Raw genomic sequence first — 20,197 nt, 5'->3', positions numbered from 1 at the left:
TGAGCCTGTTTCAGGGGTGCTGTACCTGGTAGGCACGCCGATCGGGCATCTCGGCGATCTCTCGCCCCGGGCCCGCGCCCTGCTGGAGCAGGTGGACACGATCGCCTGCGAGGACACCCGCCGTACCGCTCAGCTGCTGCAGGCCGTCGGCATCGGCCGGCGACCGGCGCGGCGACTGCTGAGCTTTCACCACCACAATCGCCAGGAGCGGCTGCCCCAGCTTCTGGCGGTGCTGGCGGCTGACGACCCACTGGTGCTGGTCAGCGATGCGGGCCTGCCGGGGATCAGCGATCCGGGCGAGGAGCTGGCGGCAGCCGCCCGGCGGGCCGGTCATTCCGTGGTGTGCGTGCCGGGCCCCTGCGCCCTCACCACAGCCCTGGTGAGCAGCGGCCTGCCGGCAGGCCGCTTCTGCTTCGAGGGGTTCCTGCCGCCCCGGCGCAGCGAGCGGCTCCGCCATCTCGCAAGCCTGCGGGAGGAGCAGCGCACGCTGATCGTGTATGCCGCACCACACCGGCTACCGGAGGTGCTGGAGGATCTGATCCAGGAGCTGGGAGACCGGCCCGCCCAGGTGAGCCGGGAGCTGACCAAGCGCCACGAGGAACAGGTGGGGCCCACCCTTTCGGCGGCGCTGCAGCATTTCCGCAACCACCCGCCCCTCGGGGAGTTCACCCTTGTGGTGGGCGGGGCGATGCCGGCGGCCGAGAGCTGGAGCGACGACCGGTTGCTGCAGGCCCTGAACGCAGCCATGGCAGGCGGGGCCTCCCCCAGCCAGGCAGCACGGGAGGTGGCCCGCAGCAGCGGTCAACCGCGCCGGCACCTCTACAGCCTGCTGCACCCCAGCGATCCGCCAGAGTGAGGCCAATGGCTCATTGATGGTGCTGCGCACGATCCGCCTTGCTCTGAGCGCCTGCGGCGCGTCCGCGCTCGTGCTGCTGGCCCTCTGCCTCGGCGCTCAGAACCTCGACGAGCGGGTGAGCCTGAACCTGGGGCTGGGGCGGAGCACGGAGCTGCCCACCGGTTTTGTGGTGGGGATCGCGCTGGTGGCGGGCCTGTTCAGCGGCGGTATGGGAGCGGCCCTGGTGCTCTCCGGCGGCTCAGATCGCGGCGTCTAGCGATCGAGGGCGTAGGGGCGCCCATCGAGAACGACCCGGCTGATGCCCTGGGCCAGCAGATAGGTGGAGGTGCGCAGCACCACCTGGGGATCGGGCAGGGGAATCACCTTCTGGCTGCGGCCGCACTCCCGCTTGGCCGTGCGCGGGCTGCCGTAGAGGGCCAGAGCGGCCCGTTCGGCCTCGCCGTCCGGCAGAGCCCCCAGCTCCGTGAAGGTGCTCAGCGGCCTGGGTTCGAGCTCAACGGCCTTGTCCACCAGCATGTAGAGGCGGCTCGGCAGGGCGGCATCAGCCAGCGATTCCACCCGGGCCGGAGGCCTGGGCTGCACGGCGTCCGCGGGCGCCAGCAGCACGAAGGTGGAGGGATCCTCCTCGGCAGCCCTCAGGTCGTCGTCGCTGAGGTCGCCGTCGTCGCTGTCGTCACCGGAGAAGTCATCGGCATCTTCGATCGCCAGGCTGCCGGGTACCGCCAGCTCACCGTCATCGTCGGCCTCTTCCGGATCCCTGGAGCTGCTGGAGGCGGCTCCGCTGGGGGCATCTCCGTTCGGCGCATGTCGACTGGCTGCCTCTCCGCGGGGGGCAACGGACGCTTCCGGTTGTGCCATCTGCTGCGCCTGGCCTCCCTTCTGCTGGGGACGACCCTGTTTCAGGGCGGCGTACTCCTCCGGGCTCACCTGGGCCCGGATGGCCCGGCCCACCGTGGTGGGGCTGCAGCCGAATTCCAGGGCCAGTGACTGAGCGGTGGCCCCGTCACGGAAGCGGCGGAGCAGCTCCTGCTTCTGGCTGTCGCTGAGCCGGGTCGCGGCCATGGATCGAGGCGTGGGCAGCACTCCACCCTAAGGGCCACAGCCAGCCCCGCTGCTTCGGCCATGTGCTGAAAGAATGCCGGGGCGGCACGCCGCCTCTGCTCCCTTAGCTCAGCTGGATAGAGCAACCGCCTTCTAAGCGGTCGGTCGTTGGTTCGAGTCCAACAGGGAGCGCTGCCCCTCCCCGGAGGCCACGGCACGCCGCGATGGCGGACACTCCTGAGCGACCGCCGCCGCGCTGTTCGCCCCGATGCGTCACCGCACACCACAGCCCCGCTTCGCCGCCGAGCCGCTGCTCACACTCCTGGCCGGCGTGGTCTGCGCGGCCTTCGCCGCCAGGACCTTCCTGCTGATCGACAGCAGCAGCCTCTGGGGGGATGAGCTGCGGAGCGTGATCAAGTCGTTTCAGCCCTCACCGGGATTCATCCTCAGCTACCTGCGCACCGACTCGCATCCGCCCCTCTACTACCTGAGCCTCTGGGGCTGGGGACAGGCGATCGGGCAGACCGCCTGGAGCCTGAGGGCCTTCTCCTGGCTGGCCTATCTGCTCGGGGGCGGCCTGATGGCTCTTCAGGCTGCTCTGCTGGCCCGCCACCGGCGCCGCGCCGCCGTGATTGCAGCCCTGCTCGCCTTCTGCACCCCCTTTCCGGTGCGCTTCGCGATCGAGGGCAAGAGCTACGCCCTGCTGGTAGCCCTGATCGCCGGCGCTCTGATCCTGCGCGCCCAGGCCCTGGAGCGGCCGAGGCGCCAGGGGCCGGGCATCGGCTACGCCCTGCTGGTGGCCCTCAGTGGCTTCACCCACTTCTACGGACTGGCCCTGCTGGGTGCCACCGGCCTCTGGGACGCCTGCCGGCGGCGCTGGCGGCTCGCCCTGGCCTGCGGCGCCGGAATGGTGCCCGGGGCCGCCTGGATCGTGCATGCCTCCGGCTATCTGCTGGACCCCTCCACCAACGACTGGATCGCGCCACCGGAGTTCTCGCTGCTCACGGCCGTGCTCCGCCGGGCTCTGGGTGCGGATCCCTTCCGGATGCTGGCAGCGATCGCCATGGCCGTATTGGTCCTGCAGCTCTGGGGACGCCCCGCCAAGGCGCAGCCGATCGAGTGGCGGCGGCTGGCGGACCGCACCGGGCTCTGGGGCGGCCTCCTGATGGTGCTGCTGGTGGTGGCCGTGTCGTTCCTCAGGCCAATCGCCTTCGCGCGCTACTTCATCGTGCTGGTGCCGGTGTTGATCCCGGCTGTGGCCATCGGCCTGGCCGATTGGTCGCTGCGGCCACGGGCCGCCTGGCTGGCGCTGCTGCTGGCCGCGGTGGCCGTTGTGCACGTCTGGACGGAGTCGTTCCGGGAGCTGCAGCCATCGGCGGGACGCTTCGATCGGGAGCGGGATGACTTCCGCTCGGTGTCCCTGCGGCTGGCCGGCGCCAGCCACCGCTACGCGCGGCGGCCGGAGCTGTTCGCGGCCAGCGACCGGGTGCTGCTGGCGGCCGGCCGCCTGGACGGGCCGGGGAGGGCCTGGGGGGAGGAGGACGATCTGCGGCAGGCCCTGAAGGCCTCACCGCCACCGGCTGAGCTGCACCTGGCGGCGGCCGGGCGCAACTCGGACGAACGCAGGCGGCTTGAGGACCTGAAGGCGATCAGCCGGGACGCCGGCTACCGCTGCGAGCCCCTCGAGGAGCTACCCCGGGGGGCCTTCGCCTGGCGCTGCACGCTCCCTCAGCGGAGCCCGTAGAACACGTCGGCGTGGAGCATCGTCATCACCTCGATCACCTTCTCGGTGAGGGAGGCGGGCAGTTCGAACGCATCGGCCAGGCTGGCCAGGATGTTGCGCTCATCGTCTTCCAGGGGTCCATCGGAGCGCATGATCTCGGCCGCCATCGCGTAAGCCGTGCGCCGCTGAGCCATGCTCAGGGTCTGGGCAGCATCCAGCATCAGGTGCTGGGCACCACGGGTCCTGAGGATCTGCAGCAGCTCATCGATCATCGCCACCATCTCCTTGTCGCTCATCGAGCGATAGGGCTCGCGGTAGTCGAGCGAGTGGCGCAGAGCCCGGGATCCGGCCTTGCTCAGAACCCCATCCCAGGACACGGCCGAGAGAGCCACCGCGGCCAGGGCCTTGATCGGATCCAGCCGGCTCGACCCGGCGGCGGCAGGGGTGGCCTCGGCCATGGTCGGTGAGGGAAGCGTGGAGGTCATGGCGTGAACGGGTCGGAGGAGCAGCGGTCCGGCAGGTCCCGGATGAAGGGAGCGGCGCTGTAAGAACTTCATTCCCGCCGGCCCCGCCCCGTCGGTAGCCAGAGGCACCGGCCCGGGAGAATGAGCAGAAATCCCCAGCTGCCGCCATCGGTGTGGGGTTGGCAACAACGAGGATGTCGGTCCATCCAGGAGCCCCGTGCTGTTCTCCGCAGCCTGTGAACGCAACAAGGAGGTCATCCTCCGGGTGCTCGAGGGCTGGCTGCCCAGGGGTGCCCAGCTGCTGGAGATCGGCTCCGGCAGCGGCCAGCACGCCGTTCACTGCTGCAGCCGGATGCCCGCTCTGCACTGGCAGTGCTCCGAACCGGGCCCGCTCCTGGCGGAGCTGGAGGACCGGCTGGACCAGGAGGGCCGCCCCCGGCTGGCGCCGGGGGCCGCACTGCCGCCGGCGATCCGCCTCGACGTGAGCGACGCCGCCTCCTGGCCGCAGGACCCGGTGGATGCGGTGTTCACCGCCAACACCGTTCACATCATGCCGAGCGATCACTGGCCGATGCTCTGTGCCTTGGCCGCCGCGCTGCTCAGGGAGGGCGGAGCGCTGGTGGTGTACGGGCCGTTCCTGGAGGAGGAAACCGACACCGCCCCGAGCAACCTGGCCTTCGATGCCAGCCTGCGGCAGCGGGACCCGGCCATGGGACTGCGGCAGCTGAGCTGGGTGACGCGGGAGGCGGCTCGCTGCGGGCTGGTGCTCAGCGCCAGGATGCCTGTGCCGTCGAACAACCTGATGCTGCAGTTCCGCCTGCAGCGCTGATCGGATGCCCCATCACCGCGACCGCCCCACCAAGACCTGCTGCCACTGCGGCCGCCCGTTCCAGTGGCGCCGCAAATGGAAGGACGTCTGGGAGGAGGTGCGGTACTGCTCGAAACGCTGCCGGCGGGAGCACCGCAGCGGAGGGTCGTCGTCCGGTCAGGAGGCCGGCGGCAGCACCGCCTCCGGTGGAATCAGCATCGCGTCGCCGTAGGAGTAGAAGCGATAGCCCTCGGCGATGGCCTGCTGATAGAGCGCCAGCAGCCGGGGCCGCCCGATCAGGGCGCTCACCAGCAGCAGCAGCGAGCTGCGAGGCAGGTGGAAATTGGTGAGCAGGCCCTGCACCACCTGGAAGCGGAAGCCAGGCTGGATCACCAGGTCCACCGGACCCTGGTACGGGCGCAGCGCCCCCCCGGCCGCCGCCGCGGCCCCCTCCAGCGCGCGCACGCTGGTGGTACCGATCGCAAACACCCGCCCCCCTCTGGCGCGGCAGGCCTCCACAGAGGCCACGGCGGCCTCCGGCACCTCCACCCACTCGCTGTGGAGGCGCAGATCCCGCAGATCCTCCTGCTCGATCGGCCGGAAGGTGCCGAGACCCACGTGCAGGGTCACGCTGGCGATCGCCACACCCCGCTGCCCCAGCTCCGCCAGCAGGGCATCGCTGAAATGCAGACCCGCCGTCGGGGCGGCCACGGCTCCGGGCCGGCGCGCGTAGCGGGTCTGGTAGCGGCTCGTGTCGGCGGGGTCGTGGCGGTGGATGTAGGGCGGCAGGGGCGCCTCGCCGTAGCTGCGCAGCAGGTCCTCGATCGTTGCGGCGGTGTCGTACCCGGAGGGGAAGGCCACCACACGGCCGCCGCTGGCGGGGTCCTCCCCGACCACCGTGAGGCTGATCTCCTCCTGCGCCGGGGCGTGAAGCATGAGGCGATCACCGATGCGCATCCGCCGGGCCGGGCGGGCCAGGCAGAGCCAGCGCCCCTCGCCACGGGGTTCCAGCAGCAGCAGCTCCGCCTCCCCGCCGCTGGAGCGGCGCACCCGCAGGCGGGCCTGCAGCACCCGGGTGTCATTGACGACCATCAGATCGCCGGGGTTCAGCAGGCTGATGAGATCCCACACCTGAAGGTGGGCCGCCGCCTCGGCCGGCCCACTCCAGGGGGGGCCAGCAGCATCCGGGCACTATGGCGGGGCTCCACCGGGGCCTGGGCGATCGCCGACTCCGGCAGCTCGTAGCTGTAGTCCGACAGACGCTGGTCGGGGGTCTCCGCCGGGGGCACCGCCTCAGAAGGCCAGCTGCTCGGGGCGGTTCTCGATCAGGTCAGCCAGATCCCTGAGGAAAGCGGCCCCGTGGGTGCCGTAGATCGCCCGGTGATCCGCGGTGAGGTTCACCTGCATCTGTCGGCGCACGGCAATGGACCCGTCGCTGCCGGCGACCACGACCTGGCGTGAGGCGGCCACCGCGAGGATCGCGCCGGTGCCGGGGGGAAGGATCGCATCGAAGCGATCCACCCCGTACATGCCCAGATTGGAGAGGGTGAAGGTGCCGGTGCTGTATTCCTCGGGCTTGAGCTGCTTGCGCCGGGCACGGGCCACCAGATCCGCCCACTGCCGGGAGAGGCTGTAGAGGTCGGTGCTATCAGCCGACTGCAGAACGGGCGTCACCAACCCCCCGTCCTCCATCGCCACAGCCAGGGCGATGTTGATCTGGGCGGGGTAGTGAATGGCGTTGCCATTGGTGGTGGCATTCACCTGGGGATGGCGGGCCAGAGCCAGGGCGCAGGCCTTGGCCAGCAGGGCCGTCATCGTGACGCCCTTGGGCTTGACCGTCCTGTAGAAGGCGTCGAGGGCGTCGGTGTGGATGCTGTAACCGACCCGGAAGCAGGGAACCTCCAGGCTGGCCAGCATGTTGCGGTTCACCGCCTGCTGCAGGGTGTTGAAGGGCACGCTCTCGCCCGGTGCCCCGAAGCTCTGCCCCGCCGGCTGGGACGGTGCCGGCGTCGCCGCGGCGGCGGCCGATGACGCAGCGGCAGGCCCCTCGCTGGCGGGCGCCGTGCCCTCGGCCACGCGCTGAGGGGTGACGGGGCGACCGGCTGCCTGCTCCACGTCCTCCGCCTGGATGCGGCCATGGGGACCGCTGCCCCGCAGGCCCTGCAGATCCACACCGAGCTGGGCGGCCAGCTTGCGGGCCCGGGGTGTGGCCACCACCCGGCCGTCACCGCTGCCGGCCGGGGCGGGGCTGGCGGCAGCCACAGGCTGCGGTGCAGGAGCCGGAGGGGGGGCGACGCAGGGGCCGGAGCCGGCGCAGCGGCAGCTGGCGCCGCAGCAGGAGCCGGGGCCTCAGATGCCGCAGGAGCTGGCGCTGCGGCGGCACTGGGAGCGGCCGCCGCGGCCGCTGCGATCTCCTCCTGGCTCTCCACGATCAGCCCGATCGTCTCACCCACGGGGGCGGTGCTGCCCGCGGGCAGGAGAACCGAGGCGAGGAAGCCCTCCTGGAAGGCCTCCACATCCATGTCGGCTTTGTCGGACTCCACCACCAGCACCGACTCGCCGCGGGCGACCGGATCGCCCGGTTTCTTCAGCCACTCGACGATCTTGCCCTCCGTCATCGTGGAGCTCAGGGCGGGCATGAAGATGTCGTGGGTGGCCAAGGCCGTCTGAGGAACGGGGTTGGCGCACTGTAGAAGCCGCCCCTGATCCGTTCCCCGCGCCGCTGCCGCCGCGGTCAGGCCGACTCGATCGCCTCGACCACCCCGTCGCGCACCAGGATCGCCATCTGCATCTTCTGCACGAGGTTGTCGCCGACGCGGATGTCGCAGAAGCTCTCGAGCTGACCCTGCTCCACGATCGCCTCCATCTCCAGGCCGCGCACCTGCTGCTGCTGCTCGAGCACGCTGCGCTTCTGCTGCTCCAGCTCCGCCCGCTTGGCCGCCACCTGCTGCTGCACGCTGCCCACCTGCTCCTGCACGCGGGGATCGAGCGGATTGGCGCTCTGACGCCGGATCTCATCCACCAGACGCTGCCCTTCCTGCTCCAGCTGGCTCAGCTGCTGATCGGAGTTGGAGAGCGCATTGCTGAGCTCCCGCTCGGCATCCTCCTTCCAGCGGGGCGTGACCACCGCCCGGACGGTGATCGAGCGTTTGATGTTCAGGACGGGGCTCTCTGCCATGGATGGCTCGAATCGAGTCACACGTTCTCAGGCCGCCGAATCCCGGTCAACCGACATCGGCCTTCAGGTGCCGGAGCGGGGATAGAGGGCGGCGATCACGGCCGCATCGCGATCCGCGATGCGATCGCGGCGCTGCTTGAGCGTCTGGGTGAGGAGACCGTTCTCGATGCTGAAGGGCGCCACCAGAGCCACACCGCCGAGGCGCTCATCCGGGCGGGAACCGGGCCGGCCGGCCAGCATCCGGTTCAGCTCGCCCCGCAGCCGGCGGCACAGCTCCGGGTCCCCAGGGCTTCCTCCCAGATCGCCATCCACCTCCAGGCCCGACGCCGCGGCCCAGCCCTGAAGATCCTCGGCCCGCGGCACCACCAGAGCCGCCAGCTGGCGCTCGTCCTGACCGACCAGCATCACCTGCTCCACCAGCGGCGAGGCGACGAGAGCCTCCTCGAGCGGGCCGGGTTCGATGTTCTCGCCGCTGCTGAGCACGATGGTGTCCTTGGCCCGTCCGGTGAGCACCAGAGATCCGTCCGGCAGCAGCAGGCCGAGGTCGCCGGTGTCGAACCAGCCGTCGTCTGTGAGCACCTGGGCCGTGGCCTCCGGCCGGCCCAGGTAGCCCCGCATCACCTGCGGACCGCGCACCAGCACCCGACCGCGGCAGCGGAAGGGCAGCGGTGCGCCGCTCTCGGGATCGACGATGCGGAATTCGGTGTCCGGCATGGGCAGTCCGGAGCTGCCCCGGATGTTGCGCCAGGGCCGGCGGCAGCTCACCACAGGGCTGGTCTCCGTGAGTCCGTAGCCCACCAGCAGTTCGATGCCCACCGCCTCGAAGAAGGCGTCCACATAGGGCGCGATGGCGCCGCCGCCGTTGATCGGATAGAGCAGGCGGCCGCCGCTGAGCTGCAACCGCACCTTCGGCCAGAGCAGGCGCGAGGCCAGGGCATGGAGCGGCCAGCGGGCTGCAGCCCTGAGACCCTCCGTGAGCCGCCGAGCCGGCGGCACCGGCTCCAGCAGCAGGTCGGCGGCGGCGCGGCGATGGGCCGTGTGGCGCAGGCTGTTGGCCAGCGCGCCCTGGATCAGCCCCCGGCGCAGCGCCGGCATGGCCGACACCGCATCGTCGAAGCCGGCGCGCACCGCCTCCCACAGCCGCGGCACGGTCACCATGATCACGGGCCGCACCCGGGGCAGGTCGCGCTTGAGCTGCTTGATCGTGGTGTAGGTCTGCGTGCAGCCGCAGGAGAAGAAGTAGTACTCGGCGCTGCGTTCGTAGGCATGCCAGATCGGCAGCACGCTCAGCACCGGATCTCCGGGCTGGGGCCTGGCCACCACCGCCAGGGCCCGCATCTGATGCAGCAGGTTGGCGTGGCTCAGGGGCACTCCCTTGGGCCGGCCCGTGGTGCCTGAGGTGTAGAGGATCGTCGCCGTGGTGCCGGCAGCCTCGCTCCTGTGCCGGCCGGCGCCGGGATCCACCGCCGGCGCCTCGCTGCCGAGCGCCAGCAGGCGATCCCAGCCGATCAGTCCATCCGCCGGTTCGCCCTCGAGCTGCACCACGAGCCGCAGGCGCGAGCGCTCCTCCTGAGGGAGCTCCAGACGCCGCCAGACCTCGGCGTTCTGCACCACCAGGGCGACCGCGCCGCTGTCGGACAGGATGTAGCGGAGCTCCTCGGCCGGGGCGGAGGCGCCGCGCACCGCGTCGGCGGCCCCGGCACGCATCACCCCCTGATCGGCCATCAGCCAGCGGGGGCTGTTCTCGGCGAAGAGGCCCACCACGTCGCCCTCGCGAACGCCGAGGGAGCGCAGGGCCGCCGCGACGCGGCCGATGGCCTGCTCCAGCTGCCCGTAGCTGAGGGTTTCCGGATGGGCGGCATGGGGCGCCTCCAGGGCGGTGAGGTCCGGATGGCGGCCGGCGAGCACCGGCCAGAGCTGATCCACCCGGGCCAGATCCAGCACATGCGTCTGCTGGTCCAGAAGGCGGAGCTCGCGGGGGTCGGGATGCCAGCTCGCCCTGGCCTGCTCACTGATCTCCGGCGCGGCGGCAGGTGTCATGGCGGGCTCGATCCCCGATGCGGCCCCGATCATGAAGCGCGTGCCCCTCAGCTGACCAGATCGGCGCCCAGCCCCGGCGCGGCATCGGGCCTCGCAGACGGGGAGCGGTGGCGCACCAGCGCAGGCCGAAGCGGGAGGCCAGGGCCCGGGCCATCGGCCCGCGCACCACCTCGACACTGAGGTCGCCGCACCAGTCGCTCAGCCGACCGACCGACCGATCCGCGAGGCCACAGGGTCGGATCGCCCCGAACCCGGCCAGGCTTCCGTTCACGTTCAGCGCGAGGCCGTGCTGAGTGATCCAGCGCCGGCAGCCCACGCCGATCGCGGCCACCTTCACCTCCCCGATCCAGACCCCGGTCAGGCCGGAGTGGCGCCGTCCCTCGAGGCCGAAGCCGGCCAGCACGTCGATCACCGCCTGCTCCAGCTGGCGCAGGTACCAGTGCAGGTCGGTGCGGCGACGGCGCAGATCGAGCACCGGATAGGCCACCAGCTGCCCGGGCATGTGATGGGTCACCTCGCCGCCACGGTCGATGCGGTGCAGCGGTGCCGGAGGCGCGAGGGGATCGAAGCGGAGATGCGCCAGGTCCGCCCCCCGGCCCAGCGTGTAGCAGGGGCGGTGCTCCAGCAGGGCCACCGCCTCCGTCGCGGCGGCATCGGCGAGGAGCGCATCCCGCCAGGACCGCTGCCAGGCCCAGCCCTGCTCAAAGGGCAGTGGCTGAGGCGGTTCGAAAAGGAATGCGTCGCTTTGCATCGGCGTCACCCCGGCTTCGTAGTTTGAGAGCAGACAACTGAAGGCAGGCCGCCCCGCATGAAGCTTCTGATCCACGGTCGCAACCTCGACGTGACCCCTGCGATCCGCGACTACACCGAAGCGAAGCTGAACCGGGCGATCAACCACTTCGACGACATGGTGGTAGAGGCGGATGTGCATCTGTCGGTGGCGCGCAACCCCCGCGTGCCCCAGCAGACCGCGGAAGTCACGGTGTTCGCCAACGGCACGATCATCCGGGCCCAGGAACGCAGCGAGAACCTCTACGCCAGCATCGATCTGGTGGCGAGCAAGCTCACCCGCCAGCTGCGTCGCTACAAGGATCGCCTCAAGGATCACCACCCCCACCACAACGCCGGCTCCCGCAGCGAGGCCCCGGCCGAAGGGGTGGAGCTCAACGGCACGACGCCCGAGGGCTCGCTCACCGATGGACGGACCGCCGAGCTCCCCGCCCCCGGTGTGCGGCGCAAGTACTTCTCCATGCCGCCCATGAGCCTGGATGAGGCCCTGCACCAGCTGGAGCTGATCGACCACGATTTCTACCTGTTCCGCGACCGGGAGACCTCGGAGCTGCAGGTGGTGTACCGGCGCAACCACGGCGGCTTCGGGGTGATCCAGGCCCGCGACGCGGGATGACCACCCTCAGCAGTGCCGAGGAGGTCGATCTGGCCTCCGTTCTGGAACTGGCCCTGCTCGATCCCCTGGCAGGACGCGCCGAGGTGAGCGAGGCCTGCGACCAGGCCCGCAGCCTCAGCCTGGCGGCGGTGTGCGTGGCCTCCCGCAACCTGCCCCACGCCCGGGAGCGGCTCGGGGCCAGCGGGCCTGTCCGGCTGGTGGGCGTCATCGCCTTCCCCTTCGGTGCCGTGCCCGCCGAAGTGCGCTGGGCCGAGGCCGAATGGGCCGCCTCCGCCGGCGCCGATGAACTCGATGTGATGCCGGATCTGGCCGCTCTCGCCGAAGGTCGCAGCTCCGCCTTCGCCGAGGACCTGGCGGCCATCTGCGAGCTGGGCCCGCCGGTGAAGGCCATCCTCGAAGTGGGGCGGCTGGACCGGGCTCTGCTCAGCGTGGCGGTGGAGGCCGCGATTGATGCCGGGGTCACCATCCTCAAGACCGGCAGCGGTTTCGGCCCGCCGGCGCGGGCGGAGGATGTGGGCCTGCTGCGCCAGCTGGCCCGCGGCCGGGCCGGCATCAAGGCCTCGGGCGGCATCACCGAGCTCGATCAGGCCCGTTCCCTGGTGCTGGCGGGTGCGAACCGGCTCGGCACCAGCCGGGCGCCGGCCCTGATCGAGGCTCAGCGGCAGGAGGCACGGGGAGGTCTTGGCCGCTGAGTCCAGGCTGGGAGGCCTGGTGCTCAAGGTCGGTCCGCTGGGCGAGCGGGACCGGCTCATCACGCTCCTGACCGACGCCGATGCCATCACCCGGCTGGCGGCTCCGGGCGCCCGCCGGCCCGGCAGCAGCCTGGCGGCGGCCGCACCCTTCGCCGTGCTGGAGCTGCAGGTGGTGGGGCGCCGGGGGCTGCGGCGGATCCGGCAGCTGCGGGTGCTCCAGTCGTTCGGGCGGCTCGGGCAGCGCCTCGATCTGCTGGCCGCCGCCCAGACCCTGATGGAACTGGCCCTGGCCCTGGTGCCGGACGGAGCGAGCTGCCCGGGACTGCTGGAGGCCCTGCGCCTGCATCTGGGCCAGCTGGAGGAGGGGCTGCGTCCGGGCGAGGCGCCCCATCACGCCCTGGCCGTGGCGGTGAAGGGCTGCGTTCAGCTGCTGGCGCTGGGAGGCTTCGCCCTGCCGCTGCAGCGGTGCTGCTGCAGCGGCGCAGTGCTCGAGCCGCCTCTGGGAGATTGGCAGTGGCGCTGCAGCCTGCTGCCCGGAGAGGGGGTGGCGATCGGCAGCCGGCCGGGAGCCGCACTGGAGCTCAATGCCTCGGAACTGGCCCTGCTGCAGCGGCTGCTGAGGCCCAGGCTGCCAAGGCGGCGGTCCGGGGAGCTGATGGGGCCGGCCCCCGCCTGGCTGCAGCTCCTGGCCTGCGTGCACAGCTGGACCAGCGACTGCCTCGACCGGCCGCTCCGCTCGCTGGAGCTGCTGCGGGGTGCTGCGGGGCCGGGCGCGGAGGGAAGTGGCGTGAGCGAGCATGGTCCGCGGATCGAACGCCCGTGAGAGGTGCCGGCAGCCAAGGCTGAAAGCAGACCGCCCGCCGGGCGAGAGCCGCGGCCGGAGCCGGTCGAGCGGGGCGTTCGGTCGGTGCTGCAGCTGGGCGGCTTCCGCCGGCTCTGGATCGGCCAGATCTTCTCCCAGTTGGCCGACAAGTTCTACATCGTGCTGATGGTGGCCCTGATCGCGGGGCACTGGGTCAGCGGGGCGAGCGAAGCGGTGGGCAGCGGCGGGGCGCTGGCCGATGCCGCCGCGGTGATGCGGCTTGATCTGGAGACGCGGGCCCAGGTGATCACCCTGCTGGCCACCGGCATCTACGCCGCCAACACGCTGCCGGCGATGCTTCTGGGGAGCGTGGCGGGGGTGTGGGCCGATCGCTGGCCCAAGCGCAGCGTGATGGTGGCCTCGAACGGGCTGAGGGCGCTGCTGGCCCTGCCGATTCCGCTGGCCCTGACGCCGGGGCCTGTCTGGCTCGGCATCGGCTGGGGGTACTGGGCACTGGTGCTGATGACGCTGGTGGAATCGACGCTGACCCAGTTCTTCGCTCCAGCCGAGCAGGCTGCGATCCCGCTGCTGGTGCCCCGGCGCCAGCTGCTGGCGGCCAACTCCGTCTATCAGGCCACGAGCATGGCCGCCACGATCGCCGGATTCGCCCTGGGGGAACCGATCCTGCGGCTGCTGCGCGTGCTGCTGGCCGGCTGGGGCCTGCCCGGCGGCCAGTTCCTGCTGCTGCCCTTCTGCTACGGCTGCGCCGCGCTCTGCATCAGCTCGATCCGGATGCAGGAGGAGCCGGCCGGGCCCTCGGAGCGGAGCGTGTGGCGGGAGATCCGCGACGGCGTTCAGCTCATCCGGCGCCTGCCCCGGGTGCGCGGCGCCCTGCTCCATCTGGTGCTGCTCTACAGCCTGCTGGCCGCGCTGTACGTTCTGGCCATCAGCCTGGCCTCGGCCGTACCGGGCCTGGGGCCGACCCGCTTCGGCACCCTGCTGGCCATGAGCGGGGTGGGTATGGCGGTGGGGGCCCTGGTCGTGGCGCAGACCGGTCACCTGATGCGCCGGCCGGTGCTGGCCAGCACCGGTCTCGGCGTGATCGGCTGGTGCCTGATGCTGCTGGCCCAGCTGCGCGGCAACCTGGCGGCCACCCTGGCCCTGTGCGGGCTTCTGGGCGTGGGGGCCTCGCTGCTGGCCATCCCGGCCCAGACCACCATCCAGGAGGACACGCCCGAAGCGATGCGGGGCAAGGTGTTCGGCCTGCAGAACAACCTGATCAACGTGGCCCTGAGCCTGCCGCTGGTGCTGGCCGGCGGCATCGTGAGCCGCTACGGGCTGGTCCCCGTGCTCTGGATCCTGGCCGCGATCGCCTTGATCGCCGCCGTGCTGGAGCGGCCCTGGCAGCGCTGCTAGCGTTTGCCACCACCACAGAGCGGGCCAGCAACGCGGGTGCCTCACATCGCCTGGATCGGCAAGAAGTCACCCTTCTGCGGCAACGTCACCTACGGCCTCACGATCACCGAGGCCCTGCGGCAGCGGGGACACAGGGTCAGCTTCATCCACTTCGACAGCGGCGACTCCTGGCCGGATGTGGCGCTGCCTTACCTGGTCAAGTCCCAGGTGTACACGATTCCATCCCCGGGAGCCCAGCGTGAGCTGCGCGACGCTCTGGCCCGCCTCCAGCCGGACCTGGTGCACGCCAGCCTCACCCTCTCGCCGCTTGATTTCCGCCTGCCGGATCTCTGCCAGCAGCTCGGGCTGCCGCTGGTGGCCACCTTCCACCCCCCCTTCGACGCCGGGCTGCGCCACGTGGCAGCCGGCACCCAGCAGCTCACGTATCAGCTCTACGCCCCGGCCCTGGCCCGCTTCGATCGGGTGATCGTGTTCTCCCAGCTCCAGGCCGGCATCCTCGAGCGACTCGGCGTGCCGGCGGAACGGCTGGCGGTGATCGCCAACGGCGTGGATGTGAACCGCTGGTGTCCCGCACGGAATGCCCCTGCCGCTGGCGCCGCGGGCCGCGGGCCGGAGAGCCGCGACCAGCAGCTGGATCAGCGCCTGGGTCGGGAGCGGCTGTTCGTGTACATGGGGCGGATCGCCACCGAGAAGAACCTGGAGGCGCTGCTGCGGGCCTGGCGCCTGGTGCGCCCCAGGGGCTGCCGGCTCGTGATCGTGGGCGATGGGCCGCTGCGCAGCGCCCTGGAGCCGGCCAGCCCCGAACCCGACGTGCTCTGGTGGGGCCACGAGCCCGATGAGGCCACCCGGATCGCGTTGCTGCAGCGGGCGGAGGTGTTCATCCTGCCCTCCCTCGTTGAGGGTCTGTCGCTGGCACTCCTGGAAGCGATGGCCTGCGGTGCCGCCTGCGTGGCCACCGATGCCGGCGCTGATGGCGAGGTGCTGGAGGGAGGAGCGGGCATCGTGCTGCGCACCCAGGGGGTCACCACCCAGCTGCGCACGCTCCTGCCACTGCTGCGCGATCAGCCGGTGCTCACCGCGGAGCTGGGTCGGCGCGCCAGGCAACGGGTGCTGGAGCGCTATGCCCTCACCGGCAGCCTCAGCCAGCTGGAGGGGCTCTACTCCGCCCTGCTCAGCCGCCGGCCGGTTCCTGAGCGCAGCGCGCCAGGGCCGCTGTGGGGTCTGCCGCTCGCGTGATCGGCCGGCCGATCACGAGCAGGCTGGCGCCGGCAGCGATCGCCTGCCCCGGTCCCATCACCCTGGCCTGATCGTCGGCGCCGCTGCCGGCGGGCCGGATGCCGGGCGTGATCAGCTGAAAGGGTTCCGGATGGCGCGTGCGCAGGCGCGCTGCCTCCAGGGGCGAGCAGACACAGCCCTGCAGCCCGGCAGAGCGGCTGAGATCGGCCAGCTGGTCCACGTGGGCGTCAAGCGGAACGGCCAGCTGCCGCTCGCGCAGGAACACCTGCGGCGCCCAGCTGGTGAGCACGGTGACGCCGAGCAGGGCCGGGGGATCGAAGCCGGCGGCCGCCGCGCCCTCCTCCGCCGCCGCACCGGCCGCCGCCAGGGCCGCGGAACCGGCACTGGCGTGAAGCGTGAGCCAGCTGACGCCGAGCGCCGCGGCCCTGCGGCAGCTGCCGGCCATGGTGGCGGGGATGTCATGCAGCTTGAGGTCGAGAAAGACCCGCAGACCGCGCTCCCGCAGCCGGGTCACAACCGGGGGGCCGGCCTCGATGAACAGCTCCAGACCCACCTTCACGTTCCTGAGGTCGGGCACGCCCTCCACCCAGGCCAGGGCCTCGGGGGCGCTCATCCCGTCGAGGGCGACGATGATGCGCTCGGCACCGACGATGGCCGTCACGGCCTGTTGCCTCCCGACCCCGCCGCAGCGGAACCGTGCACCAGACGGCGGAAGGTCTTGCGGCCGATCTGCAGCACCCGGTCGTGCAGCTGATCGGGGGTCTCGAACAACCGGTTCGGATCCTCCAGACGCTCCCCGTCCAGCCGCACCGCTCCACCCTGAATGCTCCGGCGTGCGGCGCTGCTGCTGGCAGCAAGGTCCAGGGCACGGAGCAGGTAGAAGGCGGTGGCGGGGAAGCTCACCCCCTCCAGCGACAGCTCCGGCACCGCCTCGGACCCGCCGGCCTGACCGGCTCCACCCACCAGGGTCGCGGCCGCAGCCATGGCCTGCGCGGCCGCGGCGGAACCGTGGCGCTCGGCTGTCACCGCCAGGGCCATGGCCTTCTGGCGCTCGCGCGGCGCGTCCGGAAGAGCGCTCGGGTCGAGATCGGTGAGCAGGGTCACGTAGGTCTCCACCACGGCATCGGCCAGCTTCTCCAGCCGCGAATACATGGTGAGCGGGTCGTCCTCAAGGCCCACGACGTTGCCGAGACTCTTGCTCATCTTCTGCACGCCATCGGTGCCCGGAAGAATCGGCATCAGCAGCCCGAACTGGGGCCGACGGCCGAAGTGGCGCTGGAGGTCCCGGCCCATCGCCACGTTGAACTTCTGATCAGTGCCGCCCAGCTCCACGTCGGCCGCCACGGCCACCGAGTCGTAGCCCTGCAGAAGGGGGTACAGGAATTCATGCAGGCTGATCGGCGTGCCGTCGCCGTAGCGGCGAGAGAAGTCCTCCTTGGCGAGCATCTGACCGACGGTGCCCGTGGCCATCAGCTCGATGATCCGGGTCAGATCCAGAGGCTCGAGCCATTCGCTGTTGCGCCGCACCTCGAGCCGGCCGGGCGTCTCGAAATCGAGCAGGGCCTCCGAGGCGGGCCGTCCCTCCCCCAGCTGACGCAGATAAGTGCGGGCGTTGGCTTCGACCGCCTCGGGGGAGAGCTGAACGCGGGTGCTGCTCTTGCCGGTGGGATCGCCGATGCGGGCGGTGAAGTCGCCGATGATCAGCACCGCCGTGTGACCGGCGTCCTGAAAGGCGCGCAGCTTGCGGAACAGGATGCTGTGGCCCAGATGGATCTCCGATCCGGTCGGATCGATGCCGAGCTTGACCCTCAGGGGGCCGGCAGCACCTGCCGACTCGCCCAGACGGGCGGCCAGGCACAGATCGGGGTCGGTGCCCGGCTGATCGGGGAACAGATCGGCCACCCCGCGGGCCAGGGCAGGAGGCAGCGCGGCGGTCTGGGGCCGATCGGCCTGGGAAGCGGTCATGCCTGCCGGGGACGCGCGGGAGCAGCGCTGGATGGTAGGGAAGCGCCCAGGCTTAGGCCTGGGGCTCCAGCTCGCGCTTCATCCGCTCCAGCGTGCTGGTCATCTGCTGGAACATCTGGTCGGGCGTCATGCCGAACTGGGAGAGCTGGGTGCGGAGCTGCTCCACGGTCACCCGGGCCTGGAAGTCGTCGGAGAGCTCGAAACGCTTCATGAAGACCCGGTAGCGGTCCATCAGGGCCTCCATCCGCTCGATGAACAGCTTCTTGCCTTCGCGGTCGAACTTGCCGTAGTCGCCGCCGAGCCGCATCAGGTTCTGGTAGTCGCCGAACAGGCTGCGGGCCTCGTCCTGAACGATCTCCGATTCGAAGAATCCCATCGAGGGCCGGCTCAGCTTGCACGATTCTGCTCAGTTCCAACGGCTTGTCTCCCCCCCGGGCCGGTGCGGATCCACGTAATCGGGCGCGCCGCGAGCTGCCGCAGCCGTCACCCTTCGTGACGAATGGCCGCGGGCGCGGCTGGGCGCCGGACGAGCCGCGCACGATGAGGAGGTGGACCTCTCCCCCCTCATCCCCGGCATCCGGCAGCGTCAGAAGGAGGAAGCGCAGCTGCTGCGCAACCTCACCGCCCTGCTCGCCTTCGGCCAGCGGGCCCTGCTCAGCCTGCTGGCCACGAGCTATCCCCACCCGGGCCGGCTCACGGGTCTGGTGACCACCGAGGAGGAGGGTCTGGAGCACGTGCGCCGGCAGCCGCCGGATCTGCTCATCTGCAGCGACGAGCTGGAGGCGGGGGATGGGGTGGCCCTGATCCGGCGGGCGAAGGCCCTGCACCCGCCACTGCGGGCGGTGCTGATCATGCAGCGCCCCACCTGCCGCACCCTGCTGGCGGCGGTGAAGGCGGGCACGGAGGGGGTGTGCACCGACCGGCTGCTCGCCACCGGCGCCTTCCACGGAGCCCTGCAGGCCGTGCTCAACGACGGCTCTTATCTGGATCGTGATGCGGCCGCCGTGCTGCAGCGATGCCGGCTGGAGGCCGGACCGCCGCTGGCCGAACCGCTCAGCCCACGCGAACTGGAGGTGCTGACGCTCCTCTCAAGAGGCTGCAGCAACCCTGTCATCGCCGATGCACTGATCGTGTCGGTCGACACCGTGAAGAGCCACGTGAGCAGCGTGCTGGCCAAGCTCAACGCCCGCGACCGAACCCATGCCGCCGTGCTGGCCCTGCAGCACGGCGTGGTGAAGGCTCCTCCGAATCCGCCGGCCTGGGTATAAGGAAGGCACGTTCTGAAGACCTGCTCGCGGCACGGGAGATGACGGCGCCGGAACCGCAGCACCCGGATGAGGATGTGGAGCGTGATCTGCTGGCCCTGCGCCTACGTCTCAATCCCGCCCACCGGCTCGCCGACGCGGCGGAAGTGCGCCACGCGGCCGAGCAGGGCTGGCGGCTGCTGGTGCAACGGGCCGGCCCGGCGGACTGGCTGCGCCTGCCCGGCTGCAGCCCCGACCGGGTGGACCAGCTGATGCGGCTGCGGGACGCCGGCACTGCGCTGAACGCTCCCGAAGTCCTGCAGCGTCATCTCGATCTCAGCGATGCGGAGCTGGCGGCCTGGCGGCCGGTGCTCGACTTCACCGCACCCGCAGGTGCCGCCGCGGCTGACCACCTGGCCAGCGGCACCGCCCGCCTGGATCTGAACCGGGCCTCGGCGGAGCTGCTGCGGGCCCGGCTGCAGCTGGCGGAGGCCGATCTGCGGCAGCTGCTGGAGGAGCGCCGCCGCGGCCCATTCAGAGACCTCCAGGATCTGCAGCAGCGGCTGAACCTGAGCCAGGGTGAGGTGGAGGGCCTGATCGGCCGGCTGCTGTTCTCACCTCCGCCACGGAGTCCGAGCCTCCCTCCCACTCGCGCCGACCACCGGAATGGCGGTGCTGCCAGGCCGCACCGGCAGCAGCGATGACCCGCCAGATCTCCCTGTTCCCGGCCGGTGACGGTGAGCCGCCAGCGGCGCCGGCGGCAGAGGCCACGGAGCTGCGGATCAGCCGCGCCCAGCTCAGCGCCTGGCTGCAGCGGATCGCCGATCACCAGCAGCCGCTGCTGCAGAAGCAGCCTGCCCCCGGGCGGCAGATGGACCTGCTCGGCAGCGCCAGCGGCGCGACCTCAATCGAACAGCACGCCGAGGAGCTGGCCCCCCTGGCCCTGGCCCCCCGGCATCTGCAGTTCTGGCGCTGGCCCAGCCCCGACCTGAGCGGCGCGGCGATCTACCTGGTGATGGACCAGCCGGCCGGATTGGCCTCACCTCTGCTCCTCTACGTGGGGGAGACGGGCCGGGCGGATCAGCGCTGGAAGGGCGATCACGACTGCAAGGCCTACCTCTCTGCCTACCGCGAGGCCCTGGTGCGGGCCGGCCTTGAGTCGCAGCCCACGATTCGCTTCTGGAGTGATGTTCCCTCCGGCAGCGCCGCGCGCCGGCGGCTGGAGCAGGCCCTGATTCAGCGCTGGCAGCCGCCCTTCAACAAGGAGACCCGATCCCGCTGGGCCACACCGTTTCACGCGGGCCCGGCCTGAGCCGCTGTCTACGAT

At 71.4% G+C, this 20,197-nt stretch carries 21 protein-coding genes, 1 tRNA gene and 2 pseudogenes; 14 read left to right on the top strand and 10 right to left on the bottom strand.

Going from position 1 to position 20,197, the window contains the following annotated elements:
* Positions 1–16: 16 nt before the first annotated feature.
* Together rsmI and EVJ50_RS14125 are read left to right on the top strand one after the other, a co-directional pair.
* Positions 17–856: a 16S rRNA (cytidine(1402)-2'-O)-methyltransferase gene (rsmI, locus tag EVJ50_RS14130; RefSeq protein ID WP_225322971.1), complete on the top strand. Its 840-nt coding sequence runs from the start codon at positions 17–19 to the stop codon at positions 854–856.
* A gap of 16 nt (positions 857–872) precedes the next feature.
* On the top strand, positions 873–1,112 hold the full coding sequence (locus tag EVJ50_RS14125; protein ID WP_150884695.1) for a hypothetical protein: 240 nt from the start codon (positions 873–875) through the stop codon (positions 1,110–1,112).
* On the opposite strand, the gene EVJ50_RS14120 is transcribed toward EVJ50_RS14125, so the two are convergent.
* A complete protein-coding gene (locus tag EVJ50_RS14120; protein ID WP_150884694.1) occupies positions 1,109–1,918 on the bottom strand; it encodes a hypothetical protein in 810 nt (269 codons plus the stop codon). The genes EVJ50_RS14125 and EVJ50_RS14120 overlap by 4 nt on opposite strands.
* 97 nt (positions 1,919–2,015) lie before the next feature.
* Between EVJ50_RS14120 and EVJ50_RS14115 the strand changes: the two genes are divergently transcribed.
* A tRNA-Arg gene (locus EVJ50_RS14115) sits at positions 2,016–2,089 on the top strand.
* A 76-nt stretch (positions 2,090–2,165) separates the two neighbouring features.
* Positions 2,166–3,641, top strand: a complete 1,476-nt coding sequence (locus EVJ50_RS14110) for a glycosyltransferase family 39 protein (RefSeq protein WP_150884693.1) — start codon at positions 2,166–2,168, stop codon at positions 3,639–3,641.
* Here EVJ50_RS14110 and EVJ50_RS14105 read toward each other — a convergent pair.
* Complete coding sequence (locus tag EVJ50_RS14105; RefSeq protein WP_150884692.1) at positions 3,626–4,105, bottom strand: tellurite resistance TerB family protein; 480 nt, start codon at positions 4,103–4,105, stop codon at positions 3,626–3,628. The genes EVJ50_RS14110 and EVJ50_RS14105 overlap by 16 nt on opposite strands.
* Positions 4,106–4,301: 196 nt before the next feature.
* Between EVJ50_RS14105 and EVJ50_RS14100 the strand changes: the two genes are divergently transcribed.
* Together EVJ50_RS14100 and EVJ50_RS14095 are read left to right on the top strand one after the other, a co-directional pair.
* Positions 4,302–4,913 carry a DUF938 domain-containing protein gene (locus EVJ50_RS14100; RefSeq protein ID WP_150884691.1) on the top strand — a complete coding sequence of 204 codons (612 nt, stop codon included), beginning with the start codon at positions 4,302–4,304 and terminating at the stop codon, positions 4,911–4,913.
* 4 nt (positions 4,914–4,917) lie between these two features.
* Positions 4,918–5,124, top strand: coding sequence for a DUF2256 domain-containing protein (locus EVJ50_RS14095; protein ID WP_150884690.1), 207 nt, complete (start codon positions 4,918–4,920; stop codon positions 5,122–5,124).
* Here the strand turns inward: EVJ50_RS14095 and queA are convergent.
* The 5 genes and pseudogenes from queA to lipB form a co-directional block, all read right to left on the bottom strand.
* Positions 5,070–6,181: pseudogene (gene queA / locus EVJ50_RS14090) on the bottom strand (tRNA preQ1(34) S-adenosylmethionine ribosyltransferase-isomerase QueA). The gene EVJ50_RS14095 and the pseudogene queA overlap by 55 nt on opposite strands.
* Positions 6,182–6,185: 4 nt before the next feature.
* A pseudogene (locus EVJ50_RS14080) lies at positions 6,186–7,552 on the bottom strand (dihydrolipoamide acetyltransferase family protein).
* A 74-nt stretch (positions 7,553–7,626) separates the two neighbouring features.
* A complete protein-coding gene (locus tag EVJ50_RS14075; RefSeq protein ID WP_150884684.1) occupies positions 7,627–8,070 on the bottom strand; it encodes a YlqD family protein in 444 nt (147 codons plus the stop codon).
* A 63-nt stretch (positions 8,071–8,133) separates the two neighbouring features.
* On the bottom strand, positions 8,134–10,110 hold the full coding sequence (locus tag EVJ50_RS14070; protein ID WP_191964796.1) for an AMP-binding protein: 1,977 nt from the start codon (positions 10,108–10,110) through the stop codon (positions 8,134–8,136).
* A complete protein-coding gene (lipB, locus tag EVJ50_RS14065) occupies positions 10,079–10,861 on the bottom strand; it encodes a lipoyl(octanoyl) transferase LipB (protein WP_150884682.1) in 783 nt (260 codons plus the stop codon). The genes EVJ50_RS14070 and lipB overlap by 32 nt, the downstream gene beginning before the upstream one ends.
* A gap of 57 nt (positions 10,862–10,918) precedes the next feature.
* On the opposite strand from lipB, the gene hpf reads away from it, so the two are divergent.
* From hpf to EVJ50_RS14040, 5 genes are read left to right on the top strand one after another with little or no spacing between them, the layout of a single operon-like run.
* Entirely contained in the window at positions 10,919–11,515 is a 597-nt protein-coding gene (hpf, locus tag EVJ50_RS14060) for a ribosome hibernation-promoting factor, HPF/YfiA family (RefSeq protein WP_150884680.1), read from the top strand.
* Positions 11,512–12,207 (top strand): deoxyribose-phosphate aldolase, encoded by a 696-nt coding sequence (gene deoC, locus EVJ50_RS14055; RefSeq protein ID WP_150884678.1) that lies wholly within the window; start codon positions 11,512–11,514, stop codon positions 12,205–12,207. The genes hpf and deoC overlap by 4 nt, the downstream gene beginning before the upstream one ends.
* A complete protein-coding gene (recO, locus tag EVJ50_RS14050) occupies positions 12,197–13,030 on the top strand; it encodes a DNA repair protein RecO (RefSeq protein ID WP_150884676.1) in 834 nt (277 codons plus the stop codon). The genes deoC and recO overlap by 11 nt, the downstream gene beginning before the upstream one ends.
* Positions 13,031–13,033: 3 nt before the next feature.
* Positions 13,034–14,425: an MFS transporter gene (locus EVJ50_RS14045; RefSeq protein ID WP_370455529.1), complete on the top strand. Its 1,392-nt coding sequence runs from the start codon at positions 13,034–13,036 to the stop codon at positions 14,423–14,425.
* 36 nt (positions 14,426–14,461) lie between these two features.
* A complete protein-coding gene (locus EVJ50_RS14040; protein WP_150884674.1) occupies positions 14,462–15,661 on the top strand; it encodes a glycosyltransferase family 4 protein in 1,200 nt (399 codons plus the stop codon).
* Here the strand turns inward: EVJ50_RS14040 and pyrF are convergent.
* Genes pyrF through EVJ50_RS14025 form a run of 3 tightly spaced genes read right to left on the bottom strand, consistent with a single transcriptional unit; the run spans position 15,597 to position 18,002 of the window.
* A complete protein-coding gene (gene pyrF / locus EVJ50_RS14035; RefSeq protein ID WP_150885078.1) occupies positions 15,597–16,274 on the bottom strand; it encodes an orotidine-5'-phosphate decarboxylase in 678 nt (225 codons plus the stop codon). The genes EVJ50_RS14040 and pyrF overlap by 65 nt on opposite strands.
* 44 nt (positions 16,275–16,318) lie before the next feature.
* Positions 16,319–17,626: a tyrosine--tRNA ligase gene (tyrS, locus tag EVJ50_RS14030; protein WP_150884672.1), complete on the bottom strand. Its 1,308-nt coding sequence runs from the start codon at positions 17,624–17,626 to the stop codon at positions 16,319–16,321.
* Positions 17,627–17,678: 52 nt separating this feature from the next.
* Positions 17,679–18,002, bottom strand: coding sequence for a DUF1825 family protein (locus EVJ50_RS14025; RefSeq protein WP_150884670.1), 324 nt, complete (start codon positions 18,000–18,002; stop codon positions 17,679–17,681).
* 172 nt (positions 18,003–18,174) lie between these two features.
* Between EVJ50_RS14025 and EVJ50_RS14020 the strand changes: the two genes are divergently transcribed.
* Genes EVJ50_RS14020 through EVJ50_RS14010 form a run of 3 tightly spaced genes read left to right on the top strand, consistent with a single transcriptional unit; the run spans position 18,175 to position 20,182 of the window.
* Positions 18,175–18,894, top strand: coding sequence for a response regulator transcription factor (locus EVJ50_RS14020; protein WP_150884668.1), 720 nt, complete (start codon positions 18,175–18,177; stop codon positions 18,892–18,894).
* Positions 18,895–18,932: 38 nt separating this feature from the next.
* On the top strand, positions 18,933–19,574 hold the full coding sequence (locus EVJ50_RS14015) for a type II secretion system protein GspK (RefSeq protein WP_150884667.1): 642 nt from the start codon (positions 18,933–18,935) through the stop codon (positions 19,572–19,574).
* Complete coding sequence (locus EVJ50_RS14010; RefSeq protein ID WP_225322969.1) at positions 19,571–20,182, top strand: GIY-YIG nuclease family protein; 612 nt, start codon at positions 19,571–19,573, stop codon at positions 20,180–20,182. Before EVJ50_RS14015 ends, EVJ50_RS14010 begins: the two co-directional genes overlap by 4 nt.
* Positions 20,183–20,197 lie beyond the last annotated feature (15 nt).

Source organism: Synechococcus sp. RSCCF101, from assembly GCF_008807075.1.
Taxonomy (GTDB): domain Bacteria; phylum Cyanobacteriota; class Cyanobacteriia; order PCC-6307; family Cyanobiaceae; genus RSCCF101.
The sequence above is the reverse complement of the archived record's forward strand: the minus strand, read 5'-3'. Positions and strand labels throughout refer to the sequence as shown.

Coding starts and splice junctions, on each gene's coding strand:
- deoC (WP_150884678.1), top strand. CDS start 11,512: ATGACCACCCTCAGCAGTGCCGAGGAGGTCGATCTGGCCTCCGTTCTG.
- EVJ50_RS14075 (WP_150884684.1), bottom strand. CDS start 8,070: ATGGCAGAGAGCCCCGTCCTGAACATCAAACGCTCGATCACCGTCCGG.
- EVJ50_RS14120 (WP_150884694.1), bottom strand. CDS start 1,918: ATGGCCGCGACCCGGCTCAGCGACAGCCAGAAGCAGGAGCTGCTCCGC.
- EVJ50_RS14110 (WP_150884693.1), top strand. CDS start 2,166: ATGCGTCACCGCACACCACAGCCCCGCTTCGCCGCCGAGCCGCTGCTC.
- EVJ50_RS14070 (WP_191964796.1), bottom strand. CDS start 10,110: ATGACACCTGCCGCCGCGCCGGAGATCAGTGAGCAGGCCAGGGCGAGC.
- EVJ50_RS14125 (WP_150884695.1), top strand. CDS start 873: ATGGTGCTGCGCACGATCCGCCTTGCTCTGAGCGCCTGCGGCGCGTCC.
- EVJ50_RS14010 (WP_225322969.1), top strand. CDS start 19,571: ATGACCCGCCAGATCTCCCTGTTCCCGGCCGGTGACGGTGAGCCGCCA.
- hpf (WP_150884680.1), top strand. CDS start 10,919: ATGAAGCTTCTGATCCACGGTCGCAACCTCGACGTGACCCCTGCGATC.
- EVJ50_RS14015 (WP_150884667.1), top strand. CDS start 18,933: ATGACGGCGCCGGAACCGCAGCACCCGGATGAGGATGTGGAGCGTGAT.
- EVJ50_RS14095 (WP_150884690.1), top strand. CDS start 4,918: ATGCCCCATCACCGCGACCGCCCCACCAAGACCTGCTGCCACTGCGGC.
- lipB (WP_150884682.1), bottom strand. CDS start 10,861: ATGCAAAGCGACGCATTCCTTTTCGAACCGCCTCAGCCACTGCCCTTT.
- EVJ50_RS14105 (WP_150884692.1), bottom strand. CDS start 4,105: ATGACCTCCACGCTTCCCTCACCGACCATGGCCGAGGCCACCCCTGCC.
- tyrS (WP_150884672.1), bottom strand. CDS start 17,626: ATGACCGCTTCCCAGGCCGATCGGCCCCAGACCGCCGCGCTGCCTCCT.
- EVJ50_RS14025 (WP_150884670.1), bottom strand. CDS start 18,002: ATGGGATTCTTCGAATCGGAGATCGTTCAGGACGAGGCCCGCAGCCTG.
- pyrF (WP_150885078.1), bottom strand. CDS start 16,274: ATGAGCGCCCCCGAGGCCCTGGCCTGGGTGGAGGGCGTGCCCGACCTC.